The organism is Paraburkholderia sp. FW306-02-B, from assembly GCF_058782725.1.
Genome location: NZ_JBYSXZ010000001.1, coordinates 190349 through 203026, shown reverse-complemented (window position 1 = coordinate 203026; position 12678 = coordinate 190349). Strand labels below are relative to the sequence as shown.

The 12678-nt window shown below is 62.4% G+C and carries 10 protein-coding genes; 9 read left to right on the top strand and 1 reads right to left on the bottom strand.

Features of this window, described 5'->3' with window-relative positions; genetic code table 11:
- Window positions 1–9 precede the first annotated feature (9 nt).
- From rqpR to AC3WOG_RS00825, 9 genes are all read left to right on the top strand, one after another.
- On the top strand, window positions 10–666 hold the full coding sequence (gene rqpR, locus AC3WOG_RS00865; protein WP_341313634.1) for a response regulator transcription factor RqpR: 657 nt from the start codon (window positions 10–12) through the stop codon (window positions 664–666).
- Between the two features lie 158 nt (window positions 667–824).
- The gene (gene bcaP / locus AC3WOG_RS00860; RefSeq protein ID WP_492576200.1) at window positions 825–2222 is read left to right on the top strand and encodes a branched-chain amino acid transporter BcaP; all 1398 of its coding nucleotides are present in this window, start codon (window positions 825–827) and stop codon (window positions 2220–2222) included.
- Between the two features lie 1222 nt (window positions 2223–3444).
- Entirely contained in the window at window positions 3445–3963 is a 519-nt protein-coding gene (locus tag AC3WOG_RS00855; RefSeq protein ID WP_341313636.1) for a (2Fe-2S)-binding protein, read from the top strand.
- Between the two features lie 10 nt (window positions 3964–3973).
- Window positions 3974–6358 carry a xanthine dehydrogenase family protein molybdopterin-binding subunit gene (locus AC3WOG_RS00850; RefSeq protein ID WP_492576199.1) on the top strand — a complete coding sequence of 795 codons (2385 nt, stop codon included), beginning with the start codon at window positions 3974–3976 and terminating at the stop codon, window positions 6356–6358.
- Window positions 6359–6381: 23 nt separating this feature from the next.
- Window positions 6382–7179, top strand: a complete 798-nt coding sequence (locus tag AC3WOG_RS00845; protein WP_492576198.1) for an FAD binding domain-containing protein — start codon at window positions 6382–6384, stop codon at window positions 7177–7179.
- Window positions 7180–7307: 128 nt separating this feature from the next.
- Window positions 7308–8195: an AAA family ATPase gene (locus tag AC3WOG_RS00840; protein ID WP_492576197.1), complete on the top strand. Its 888-nt coding sequence runs from the start codon at window positions 7308–7310 to the stop codon at window positions 8193–8195.
- Window positions 8196–8200: 5 nt separating this feature from the next.
- Window positions 8201–9484, top strand: a complete 1284-nt coding sequence (locus AC3WOG_RS00835; protein WP_492576196.1) for a vWA domain-containing protein — start codon at window positions 8201–8203, stop codon at window positions 9482–9484.
- The gene (locus AC3WOG_RS00830) at window positions 9475–10071 is read left to right on the top strand and encodes an SRPBCC family protein (RefSeq protein ID WP_492576195.1); all 597 of its coding nucleotides are present in this window, start codon (window positions 9475–9477) and stop codon (window positions 10069–10071) included. The genes AC3WOG_RS00835 and AC3WOG_RS00830 overlap by 10 nt, the downstream gene beginning before the upstream one ends.
- Complete coding sequence (locus tag AC3WOG_RS00825; RefSeq protein ID WP_492576194.1) at window positions 10044–11066, top strand: XdhC family protein; 1023 nt, start codon at window positions 10044–10046, stop codon at window positions 11064–11066. Before AC3WOG_RS00830 ends, AC3WOG_RS00825 begins: the two co-directional genes overlap by 28 nt.
- An 818-nt stretch (window positions 11067–11884) precedes the next feature.
- Here the strand turns inward: AC3WOG_RS00825 and AC3WOG_RS00820 are convergent.
- Window positions 11885–12628 (bottom strand): PepSY-associated TM helix domain-containing protein, encoded by a 744-nt coding sequence (locus tag AC3WOG_RS00820; protein WP_492576193.1) that lies wholly within the window; start codon window positions 12626–12628, stop codon window positions 11885–11887.
- Window positions 12629–12678 lie beyond the last annotated feature (50 nt).

Genomic DNA, 12678 nt, shown 5'->3' with positions numbered 1-12678 from the left:
TACGCCATCATGAGCCTGCGCATCCTGCTCGCCGACGACCACGCGGTGGTCCGCCAAGGCGTCCGTCAGTTGCTGCTCGACCGCGGCGTGGCGCGCGAAGTCACCGAGGCGCAAAGCGGCGCCGAAGCGCTCGACGCAGTCGGCAAACACAGCTACGACGTGGTGCTGCTCGACATTTCGCTGCCCGACATCAACGGCGTCGAAGTGCTCAAGCGTCTGAAGCGCAAAGCGCCGCGCGTGGCCGTGCTGATGTTCTCGATGTACCGCGAGGACCAGTACGCCGTGCGCGCATTGAAGGCGGGCGCCGCCGGCTACCTGTCGAAAACCGTCGACGCCGCGCAGATGATAAGCGCGATCCAGCAGGTCGCGGCGGGCCGCAAATACGTCAGCCCGGCGATGGCCGAAGCGCTGGCCGACTACGTGTCATTCGACGGCGAGCAATTGCCGCACGAAAAGCTCTCCGATCGCGAATATCAGACGCTATGCATGCTGGCGTCGGGCAAGCGCCTGACCGACATCGCCACTACGCTATCGCTGTCGGTGAAGACCGTCAGCGTGTACCGGACCCGGCTGCTCGAAAAGATGAAGCTGCGCAACAACGCGGAGCTGACCTTCTATGTGATGAGCAACCGTCTCGTCGACCTGAATCCGGCGATGGCGGGCTGAGGCCGGCCGCCTTCCACCCACCTTCCATTTACCTTCCACCCACTGCGCGACGCCTGAAAGCACTGTCCCAAAATGGTGCAAAGGCGCGCATCCGTTAAAATCGCGGGTTTTCCGACATTCGGCGCGCAAGATGCGTGCACTACTGGAGACCCCCGCCAATGTCCCTGTTTCGCAAGAAGAGCGTCGAACATATGCTCGCGGCGAGCGCTCAAAGCGCCGGCCTTAAAAAGGCGCTCGGCGCGCTCGATCTGACCTTCCTCGGCGTCGGCGCCATTATCGGCACTGGCATTTTCGTGCTGACCGGCACGGGCGCGGTCCAGGCCGGTCCGGCGCTGATGATCGCGTTCCTGATCGCGGCGGTCGCGTGCGGCTTTGCAGCACTCGCGTACGCCGAGTTCGCGTCGACGATTCCGGTCGCGGGTTCTATCTACACGTACTCGTACGCGACGCTCGGCGAACTGGCCGCGTGGATCATCGGCTGGGACTTGATGCTCGAGTATGGGCTGGCAACTTCGGCGGTGTCGGTCGGCTGGTCGGGCTATCTGCAATCGTTGCTGTCGGGCTTTGGCATTGCGCTGCCGGTGGCGCTGTCGGCGGCGCCTGGCGCTTTGCCTGGGCATGAGACGTTCTTCAACCTGCCTGCTTTCCTCGTGATGATGGCGATCACCGCGTTGTTGTCGGTCGGCGTGCGCGAATCCGCGCGGATCAACAACATCATGGTGGCGATCAAGGTTGTCGTGGTTCTGCTGGTGATCGCGGTCGGCGTATTCCACGTGACGCCTGCCAACTGGCATCCGTTCATGCCGAACGGCTGGAACGGCGTGTTCGGCGCCGCGGCGGTGATGTTCTTCGCGTTCATCGGTTTCGATTCGGTTTCTTCCGCTGCGGAAGAAGTGAAGAATCCGAAGCGCGATCTGCCGATTGGGATCATCGCCTCGCTGGGCGTGTGTGCAGTGTTGTATGTGGCCGTGGCGGCCGTTGTCACGGGGATCGTGCCGTCGGCGCAGTTCGCCAATATTTCGCACCCTGTGTCTTATGCGTTGCAGGTTGCGGGTCAGAAATGGGTCGCGGGCTTTATCGACCTTGGCGCCGTGCTTGGCATGCTGACTGTGATTCTGGTGATGGCTTACGGTCAGACGCGGGTGATCTTCGCGATGTCGCGGGATGGGTTGTTGCCTGCGCGGCTTTCTCGTGTGCATCCCCGGTTTGCTACGCCCTTCTTTACCACGTGGATGGTCGGGATTTTCTTTGGGTTGATTGGCGCTTTGGTGCCGTTGAATGTACTTGCCGAGCTGATCAATATCGGCACGTTGGCCGCGTTTTCGATGGTGTCGATTGCTGTTCTTGTTTTGCGTAGAACGCATCCTGAGTTGCCTCGGGCGTTTCGCTGCCCTGGCGTGCCGGTTGTGCCGGTGCTGGCTGTTGCCTCTTGTCTGTTTTTGATGGTCAATCTGCAGGCGGTTACCTGGATTGCGTTTGTGGTTTGGCTTCTTATCGGAATGGTGATTTATTTTGGCTATTCGCGCCGGCATTCCAAGTTGGCGCATACGCGGTAAGGGTTTGGGTTTTTTGCCTGCTCGGCGCTTCTGGTTGTACACCTGCGGCGGTGGCCTTTCCTTGATTTCTTAGTGGTCTATTAGCGTCGCCCCTGTGCGGGGCAGGCACTTACTTTCTTTGCCGCCGCAAAGAAAGTAAGCAAAGAAAGCGGCTTTACACCGCTAACTTTGAAGCGGGTCCCCTGGCTTGGAGGAGGTAGTGGAGCATCTGGAATCGGTGTTCCCGCACATTCCGCCCTGGTGACAAGGCCGTCATACTTCCGGCGGCGCTGCGCGCGCCGTGGCGGTACTTCATCAAACCGCCTGACGGTTTGGCGCAGCGGTACCTCTTAAAACCACTAGGCGTTTTGGCGCAGCGGTACCTCATAAAACCGTCAGCCGCCTTTGGTGCCTGCGCCGGGTTTGGCGCGCTGGCTCGCTCTCGTCTCCCCCATGCCTCGCCGACGCGCTAGCGTCTCACGCGGGGTGCTGGCTTGCACTCATACAACTTGAACGTCTCGCCGAGGCGAAGCCGACGGCCACCACCACACACAAACGAAGCCACGGGTTTCCCTCGCAACCCCTTCCGCGACTCACGCAGTGCGGAGCGGGAAGAATGACGCCGCAAACGCATACCCGCTATCGGTTTTGAGAAGTGCCGCTCGATGCGCGAAGCGCTGCCGGAAGCGTCAAGCGAAACGCTGACGCGAAAACGGAGGGTGGTTTTGAGAAGTACCGCGTCGGCGCGCGCAGCGCCGCCGGAAGAATGACGGCCTTGTCATCAGCGCTGAATGTGCGAGAACACTGATTCCAGATGTTCCACTACCTCCTCCAAGCCAGGGGACCCGCTTAAGCGTTAGCGGTGTGAAGCCGCTTTCTTTGCTTACTTTCTTTGCGGCGGCAAAGAAAGTAAGTGCCTGCCCCGCACAGGGGCGACGCTAATAGACCACTAACAAATCAAGGAAAGGCCAACACCGCAGGCGTACAACCAGAAGCGCCGAGCAGGCAAACAGCACAGGGGGAAAGCTAATAAACCAATAAGAACACAAGGAAAGGCCAACACCATAGGCAAACACCCACCCACGCGCTACGCGCAAAAAAACAACAACTTCCCCTCATAGCGCCATCGCCCAATTTGTGCTTTACTTTTCGGCAGAACCATAAAAAGAAAGCAACAAACACATCGGACCAGCCGAAGGCAAGAAACAAAAAAGTCCGATCTCACCCCATAAGGAGACACTCCATGGCGATCAGCATCAGTCTGACGGTGAACGGCGCGCCCATCAGCGCCTCAATCGAACCTAACACCCTGCTTGTCCAGTTCCTTCGCGATCAACTCCGCCTCACCGGCACGCACATCGGTTGCGATACCGCCCAGTGCGGCGCATGCACAGTCCACCTGAACGGCCGCTCGATCAAATCCTGCAACATCCTCGCGGTCCAGGCCGAAGGCGCAGAAGTCACCACCATCGAAGGGCTCGCCAAAGACGGTGCCCTGCATCCGATGCAAGCGGCTTTCAAACACTGCCACGGCTTGCAGTGTGGCTTCTGTACGCCAGGCATGGTGATGAGCGCCATCTCGCTCGTCCAGCGTCAACCCGATCTCACCAGCGACGACGTGCGCGCCCAGCTCGACGGCAATCTGTGCCGCTGTACGGGCTATCACAACATCGTCAAAGCCGTGCTCGAAGGCGCGGCCGGTATGAAATCCTCCGGCACGGCCCACGCCGGCGCGTCGGCCACCGCCCAAGCGACCGCCTGAGGAGCCGACGATGAACGCCCCCGAAACACATGGCCTGATCGGCGCATCCGTAGAACGTAAGGAAGACTATCGGTTCCTGACCGGCAACGGCCAATACACCGACGACGTCGTCCTGCCCCAGCAAACCTACGCGGTGTTCCTGCGCTCGCCGCACGCACACGCGAAAATCAACAGCATCGATACCGCCGCGGCCAAACAGTCGCCCGGCGTGATCGCGATCTTCACCGGCGCGGACATGGCCGCTGAAAACGTCGGCGGCCTGCCGTGCGGCTGGCTGATTCACAGCACCGACGGCAAGCCGATGAACGAACCGCCCCATCCGGTGATCGCGCATACGAAAGCGCGTCACGTCGGCGATCAGGTCGCGCTCGTGATCGCCGATTCGATCAAGGCCGCGAAAGACGCCGCCGAACTGATCGAGGTCGACTACGACGTGCTGCCCGCCGTGGTCGACACCGCGCATGCAGCGGATCCCGGTCAACCGGCGGTCCACGACGAAGTACCCGGCAATGTCTGCTACAACTGGGGGCACGGCGATAAAGCCGCGACCGACGCCGCATTCGCCAAAGCCGCGCACGTCACCACGCTCGATATCGTCAACAACCGCCTGATCCCGAATGCGATCGAACCACGCGCGGTCAACGCGAGTTATTCATCGCAAGACGACAGCTACACGGTCTACGTCGCGAATCAGAATCCGCACGTGGAACGATTGCTGATGGCCGCGTTCGTACTATCGCTGCCGGAATCGAAACTGCGCATCATCGCGCCGGACGTCGGCGGCGGCTTCGGCTCGAAAATCTTCCTGTACGCCGAAGACGTCGCGCTGACGTGGGCGTCGAAGAAGATTCGCCGTCCGGTCAAATGGACCGCCGAGCGCTCGGAAGCGTTCCTGTCGGATGCGCACGGCCGCGATCACGTGACCAAAGCTGAACTGGCGATGGATGCCGACGGCAAGTTCCTGGCCATGCGCATCCATACGACCGCCAACATGGGCGCGTATCTGTCGACGTTCGCCTCGAGCGTGCCGACCATCCTGTACGCGACGCTGCTCGCCGGACAGTACGCGACGCCCGCCATCTATGCCGAGGTGAAAGCGGTCTTCACCAACACCGTGCCCGTCGACGCGTATCGCGGCGCGGGCCGTCCTGAAGCGACATACGTTGTCGAGCGTCTGGTCGAAACCGCCGCTCGCGAGATGAAACTCGATCCCGCGGAAATCCGCCGCCGCAATTTCATCCGCACGTTTCCGTATGCGACGCCAGTCGGCCTCACCTACGACACCGGTGACTACGACACCATCCTGGCACGCTCGCTCGAACTCGCGGACGTAAAAGGCTTCGAGGCACGCAGACAGGCATCCGAAAAGAACGGCAAGCGCCGCGGCCTCGGCTACTCGTGCTACATCGAGGCCTGCGGTTTGGCGCCGTCGAACATCGCGGGCGCATTGGGCGCACGAGCGGGGCTGTTCGAAGTCGGCCAGATTCGCGTGCATCCGACCGGCTCGGTTACTGTGTTCACCGGTTCGCATAGTCACGGTCAAGGGCACGAGACGACCTTCGCGCAAGTGGTGGCGGACCGGCTCGGCATTGCGCTGGAAAGCGTCGAGATCGTCCACGGCGACACCGGCCGCATTCCGTTCGGCATGGGCACGTATGGTTCGCGCTCGATCGCGGTCGGCGGCTCGGCGATCATGAAGGCGCTCGACAAGATCGAAGCCAAGGCGAAGAAAATCGCCGCGCATCTGCTCGAAGCCGCGGCGGAAGACATCGAGTTCAAAGACGGCATATTCCGCGTCGCGGGCACCGATCGCACCAAGGCGTTCGCCGACATCTCGCTCGCCGCTTATGTGCCGCACAACTACCCGCTCGACATACTCGAACCGGGCCTCGAGGAAAGCGCGTTCTACGATCCGAGCAACTTCACCTATCCGGCGGGCGCGTATATCTGCGAGATCGAGGTCGATCCGGATACAGGCGTGTCCCGAATCCAGCAATTCACCGCGGTCGACGATTTCGGCAACGTGATCAACCCGATGATCGTCGAAGGCCAGGTGCACGGCGGGCTCGCGCAGGGCATCGGCCAGGCGATGCTGGAGCGTTGCGTGTACGACAACGAGAGCGGCCAGCTGCTGTCCGGCTCGTACATGGACTACGCGATGCCGCATGCCTCCGATCTGCCGGACTTCACCGTCGAAACCGCGAAGGGCACACCGTGCACGCACAATCCGCTCGGCGTGAAAGGCTGCGGCGAGGCGGGCGCGATCGGCTCGCCGCCGGCGGTGATCAACGCGATCATCGACGCGCTCGCGCCGCTCGGCGTGACCGATCTGCAAATGCCGGCGACGCCGCATCGCGTGTGGTCCGCGATTCAAGCCGCCAAGCAACCCAACTGAGATCCTGAGCGGGAGCATTCGACATGTATGCATTCGAGTATCAACGCGCGACGGACCCCAAAGGGGCCGCCGCGGCCATCGCAGCCGATAGCAACGCGAAATTTATCGCCGGTGGACAAAGTCTGTTGCCGACCATGCGCCTGCGTCTCGCGCAACCGTCGCAACTGATCGACATCACGCGGATTCCGGCGCTCAAATCGATCACCGTCGATGCGAAAACGGTGACGATCGGCGCCGCCGTCTGTCACGCGGACGTGGCGGAGCACGCCGCGCTTCGGCGTGTGTTGCCCGCGCTCGCGGATCTCGCCTCGCACATCGGCGATCGCCAGGTGCGCGCGCTCGGCACGATCGGCGGCTCGCTCGCGAACAACGATCCGGCGGCATGCTATCCGGCTGCGGCGATGGGTCTGGACGCGACCATCGTCACGGACCGGCGGCGGATTTCGTCGAGCGATTTCTTTGTCGGCATGTACGAGACCGCATTGGCGCCCGACGAGCTGATCACCGCCGTCGAGTTTCCGGTGCCCGAACGCGCCGCATACGAGAAATTCGACAATCCGGCCTCGCACTTTGCGCTGGTCGGCGTGTTCGTCGCGAAATTCGCGAGCGGCGTGCGCGTCGCGGTGACGGGCGCGGCGGCTTCGGTATTTCGCGTGCCGGAACTGGAAAGCGCGCTAACGGCGAATTTCACGCCCGAGACCGCGCGCGCGGTCACCGTGTCGGCGGCCGATCTGAACACCGACATGCACGCGAGCGCCGACTATCGCGCGCATCTGATTCCGGTGCTGGCGGCGCGAGCGGTGGTGACGGCGAACGGTTAGCGGTACGCGCTGTCGGCGGCTGACGCGGCGTGCCTGGCATGGCGCGTCAGCCGCGTTCGCTCACTGTTCGCTCACTCAGCAACGCAGCCGCGCAGTTTTGCTCCTCACCGTGCGGATTCAGGAACGCCATGCAGCCTGCTTCAATCGACGACACCCTCGCGCAACTCGCCGCCCAGAACTATTTCGCCAGCCGCGAGCTGGCTACCGCGTTGTATCTCGCGCTGCGCATGGAGCGGCCGTTATTCGTCGAAGGCGAGCCGGGCGTCGGCAAGACCGAACTCGCGAAGGCGGCGGCCGGCATGCTCGGCACCTCGATGCTGCGGCTGCAATGCTACGAAGGACTCGACACCGCCAGCGCGCTCTACGAGTGGGACTATCCGCGGCAGATCATGGCGCTGCGTCTGGCCGAAGCCGCCGGCGAGCGGCCTGCCAACGACACGCTGTATCGCGGCGAATTCCTGCTGAAGCGTCCGCTGCTGCAAGCGCTGATGCCCGACGAAAATCATCCGGACGCGCGGCGCGTGCTGCTGATCGACGAGATCGACCGCGCCGACGAGCCATTCGAAGCGTTCCTGCTCGAACTGCTATCGGACTTCCAGGTGTCGATTCCCGAGTACGGCACGGTGCGCGCGGCGCAGCCGCCGCTCGTCGTGATGACGTCGAACCGGACGCGCGAAGTGCACGATGCGTTGAAGCGCCGTTGTCTGTATCAATGGATCGGCTATCCCGAGCGCGATCGTGAGCTGGAGATCGTCGCCGCGCGAGCGCCGCACACGTCCGCGGAACTGCAACGGCGCGCCGTCGATTTCGTGCATCGGCTGCGCGGCATGGATCTGTTCAAGGCGCCCGGCATCGCGGAGACGATCGACTGGTGCCGCGCGCTGGAGGCGTTGTCGGTGACCGAACTCGATCCGCAATCGGTGCAGAACACCCTCGGTGTGCTGCTCAAGTATCAGGACGATCTGGCGCGCGTCGATGCCGCGCAGATCGCACAATGTCTCGCGCTGCCGGGGTAACGGCAATGACCCAGGCAACGGATGCCGCCAACGGCGCTTCGGCAAACGGCACCAATCAAACCGGCGACGCCGGCGCTCCCATCCTGGCCCGCAACGTCGTGCATTTTGTGCGCGTGCTGCGCGGCGCGGGCTTGCCGATGTCGCCCGCGCAAGCCGCCGATGCGCTCGCCGCGCTGCACTGGATCGACCTCGGCCGGCGCGACGATGTGCGCGCCGCCCTCGCCGCCCTATTGGTCTCCGCACCGGACGAACGCGATCTGTTCAACGCCGCGTTCGATCTGTTCTGGCGCGACCCGGACTGGGAAGGCAAGCTGCGTGCGCTCCTGTTGCCGAAAGTGCGCGACGGCTTGCCGCCGCCCAAGCGCAACAACCGTCTCGCCGACGCGCTGGCGGTGCGCGCGCCGCCAGCGCCGCACGGCAAGCCACCGCGGGAAACCGAGCAGCATGAACTGCACGCGCACGTCACCTTCAGCGCGGAGGAGCGGCTACGTCATCGCGATTTCGACACCCTTTCCGCCGATGAATGGCGCACGCTGCGTCATCTGATCCGCGGCCAGCGCCTGCCGCTCGCCACCGAGCCGACGCGCCGCCTGAAGGCTGCCTCGCGCGGCACGCATGCGGACTTGCGCGCGAGCGCCCGGCACGCCGTGCGTGCGGGCGGCGACTGGACGGTGTGGAAGTATCGGGCGGTGGTTGAACGCAAACCGCCGCTGGTGTTGCTGCTCGATATTTCCGGCTCGATGAGCAGCTATTCGCGCGCGGTGCTGTACTTCTGCCATGCGCTTTTGCAATCGCGCGAGCGCTTGCAGGTGTTTCTGTTCGGCACGCGCCTGACCAATGCGACGCGCGCGCTGCGCGAGCGCGATCCCGACGTGGCGATCGCCGCGCTCACCGAGCAGGTGGTCGACTGGTCGGGCGGCACACGCATTGGCGCGGCGCTCGCCGAATTCAATCGACGTTGGGCACGCCGCGTGCTGACCGGTAGAGCGACGGTACTCCTCGTGACCGACGGCCTCGATCATGAGGCAATCGACGTGCTCGACACCGAAATGGCCCGCCTGCACCGCTTCGCCCACCGCATTGTCTGGCTCAATCCACTGCTGCGTTTTAGCGGCTTTTCACCGAAGGCGCGCGGCATACAGGCGATCCTGCCGCATGTCGACGCGCATCGTCCGGTTCATAATCTAGACAGTCTGGCAGCGTTCGGCCGCGACCTCGCGCAACTCACGCGTGCGCCTCGTCTACCCGTATCCGCCACGACAACAGCGGGAGCAATGCCATGGAATTGACCGAAACCTATACGCTGCCGATTTCACAGCAGCGCGCGTGGGAAGCGCTGAACGACACCGAAATCCTGCGCGCATCGATTCCCGGCTGCGAGAGCATCGATGCGGATGGCGAGAACGCTTACGCGGTCGTGATGAGCGCCTCGGTGGGTCCGGTGAAGGCGCGCTTCAAAGGGCGTATGCTGCTGACCGATATCGATGCGCCGAACGCTTACACCATCGTCTTCGAAGGCCAGGGTGGCGCGGCAGGCTTCGGTAAGGGTAATGCGCGCGTCACGCTCGAACCTGAAGGCGACGCCGCGACAAAGCTGATGTACTCGGCGAGTGCGCAGGTCGGCGGCAAGCTGGCGCAGATCGGCTCCCGGCTCGTCGACGGCGCCGCGCGTAAAATCGCTGGCGAATTTTTCAAGCGCTTCGGCGCGCAGGTCGGCGGCGACGGCGGCAGCGCGACAGCCCCGGATGACGAGCAAAGTGCGGCCGTGGAAGCGGCGCCGCAGAATACAGATTCGACTGAGGCCGCGGACCCTGCGTCTGACGGCAAGGAACCGAAAAGGAAGAAATCATGGAGAGCGTGGATCTCGAGGTTCTGAAGTCCAGCGCCCGCTGGCTGGAAGAGGGACATCGCGCGCTACTGGTGACAGTGGTGAAAACGTGGGGCTCGTCGCCGCGTCCCGAGGGCGCGATGCTTGCGGTGCGCGACGACGGTCTGGTGGTCGGCTCGGTATCGGGCGGTTGCATCGAAGACGACCTGATCGACCGCGTGCGGCAAAAGGGTATCGAGCAGACGCGCCCGGAGGCGGTCAAGTACGGCATCACTGCCGAAGAAGCCCATCGCTTCGGCTTGCCTTGTGGCGGGACGATCCAACTGGTGCTGGAGCCGTTAACGCCGCAAAGCGGCATTGCCGAACTGTGCCGCGCGGTGGAAGACGGCCGGCTGGTGGCACGCGAAGTCGATATGACGAACGGCGAGGTGCGGCTCGATGCTGCACAGGCGACTGACGGCGTGCATTTCGACGGCGAGCGTTTGTTGACGATTCACGGCCCGCGTTACCGGATGCTGGTGATTGGCGCGGGACAGTTGTCGCGCTATCTGTGCCATATCGCGGTTGGGCTGGATTATCAGGTGACCGTGTGCGATCCGCGTGAGGAGTACACCGAGGAGTGGGATATTCCCGGCACGAAGATTGTCCGCACGATGCCGGACGATACCGTGATTGAGATGAAGCTCGACGAGCGGTGTGCGGTGATTGCTTTAACGCATGATCCGAAGCTCGATGATCTCGCTTTGATGGAGGCTTTGAAGACACCGGCTTTTTATGTCGGTGCTTTGGGGTCCAGACGGAATAATCAGGCGCGGCGCGAGCGGTTGAAGGAGTTCGATCTCAACGAGGCGGAGTTGGCCCGGCTGCATGGGCCAGTTGGGATTTATATCGGCAGCCGGACGCCGCCGGAGATCGCCGTTTCTATTCTGGCCGAGGTGACGGCGGCTAAGAATGGGGTTTCTTTGCCTACTTTACTTCAGGTTGAAGGCGCTAAGGCAGCGCGGGAGGTTGCCGCTTCTGGTAGTGCGGCTTGTGGTGTTTAAAGGTTTATTTGCCTTCGCGGCGCTATGGTTGTTGTGCCTACGGCGGTGGCCTTTCCTTGATTTGTTATTGGTTTATTAGCGTTCCCCCTGTGCGGGGGAGCACCTACTTTTCTTTGCCGCCGCAAAGAAAAGTAGGCAAAAGAAAGCGGCTTTACACCGCCAGCTCTTAAGCGGGTCCCCTGGCTTGGAGGAGGCAGTGGAGCATCTGGAATCGGTGTTCTCGCACATTCCGCCCTGGTGACAAGGCAGTCATACTTCCCGCGGCGCTGCGCGCGCCGAACGGTACTTCAAGAACCGCCGGCGCAGTTTCGCCTCTGCGGCATTTCTGTACACCGTTTCAATGGTGAATGCTCCTTCGGAATCCAAAGAATCATCGCATTCGCGCGGCGACGATAGTTCGCCCACCCAGCGCGAGGCGAAGCCGACGGCCCCCCCGAGCACAAACGAAGCCACCGGTTTCCCTGGTAGACCGTTCCGGCGAGCACGTAGTGCGAGGCGGGAAGTATGACTGCCTTGTCACCGGCGCGAAGTGTGCGAGAACACCGATTCCAGATGCTCCACTGTCTCCTCCAAGCCAGGGGACCCGCTTAAGAGCTGGCGGTGTAAAGCCGCTTTCTTTTGCCTACTTTTCTTTGCGGCAGGCAAAGAAAAGTAGGTGCTCCCCCGCACAGGGGGAACGCTAATAAACCAATAACAAATCAAGGAAAGGCCACCGCCGTAGGCACAACAACCATAGCGCCACGAAGGCAAAAAACCGAAAGCAAAGACCAACGCCGTAGGCAAACACCCAATGCCGCCGCCCAAGGCAAAAAAACCAATTACATCAATCCACAAACAATAGCGGCCACCACCGACCCACCAACCAAAACCACCCCAACCAAGCGTCGCTTATTAAGCTCAGTCCACAGCAAGACGCCAGTCAAAGAAAGCAACACCATCCCACCAGCGATCGTATCGATCAACAAAACCCACCCAACACTCAACCCGACACCCCGATGCAAATTATTCATCGTGGTAAGAAAAGAGTTTTGCGTGCGCTTCACCGCAACAAACCCATTCCCAACCCAATACTCGGCCTGCACACCCCCAGCAGGCCCCACAATCCCGACTTGCCAGAACTCTGGCTGCATCGCACTGCGATCCCCCCAGGCAACCGGATGCGCGGGCTCGCGCTTCACCCTCCCTGGTTTGCCGTCAATCTTCAACTCGCCCTTGAGCCACTTCGCCATCTCCATCGGCGAACTCAATTTCTTCTGCGGCAATGGAATCTGCATCTCCTCAACCTGCGGCTCCCCCGACGACACCTTCAACGGCCCACCCCGGTGGTTCAGCAAAAACCCAGTCGCGCCGAACATCAAGCCAAGCACCGCGCCCCACAACCCAACCCAGCCATGCACCTTGCGCAGCCACTTGATGAAATTCGCCCGCCGCGAACGCTGGCGCCGCGCGGCCTGCTCAGCATCGTCCATCAAATGACGGCCGCGCTCCGGCGCATGAGCAGCGTAATGCGTGCCGCCAGCGGCCGCGGCAGGTTTCAGATCAGTCGATTCAGGTGCGTTCAAATCAGGGCTCCAGGCGCAGCGGTTCAAACCATCGCCGGCGCACAACGGCC

Coding starts and splice junctions, on each gene's coding strand:
- AC3WOG_RS00845 (WP_492576198.1), top strand. CDS start 6,382: ATGTATGCATTCGAGTATCAACGCGCGACGGACCCCAAAGGGGCCGCC.
- AC3WOG_RS00835 (WP_492576196.1), top strand. CDS start 8,201: ATGACCCAGGCAACGGATGCCGCCAACGGCGCTTCGGCAAACGGCACC.
- AC3WOG_RS00840 (WP_492576197.1), top strand. CDS start 7,308: ATGCAGCCTGCTTCAATCGACGACACCCTCGCGCAACTCGCCGCCCAG.
- AC3WOG_RS00825 (WP_492576194.1), top strand. CDS start 10,044: ATGGAGAGCGTGGATCTCGAGGTTCTGAAGTCCAGCGCCCGCTGGCTG.
- rqpR (WP_341313634.1), top strand. CDS start 10: ATGAGCCTGCGCATCCTGCTCGCCGACGACCACGCGGTGGTCCGCCAA.
- AC3WOG_RS00830 (WP_492576195.1), top strand. CDS start 9,475: ATGGAATTGACCGAAACCTATACGCTGCCGATTTCACAGCAGCGCGCG.
- AC3WOG_RS00855 (WP_341313636.1), top strand. CDS start 3,445: ATGGCGATCAGCATCAGTCTGACGGTGAACGGCGCGCCCATCAGCGCC.
- AC3WOG_RS00850 (WP_492576199.1), top strand. CDS start 3,974: ATGAACGCCCCCGAAACACATGGCCTGATCGGCGCATCCGTAGAACGT.
- bcaP (WP_492576200.1), top strand. CDS start 825: ATGTCCCTGTTTCGCAAGAAGAGCGTCGAACATATGCTCGCGGCGAGC.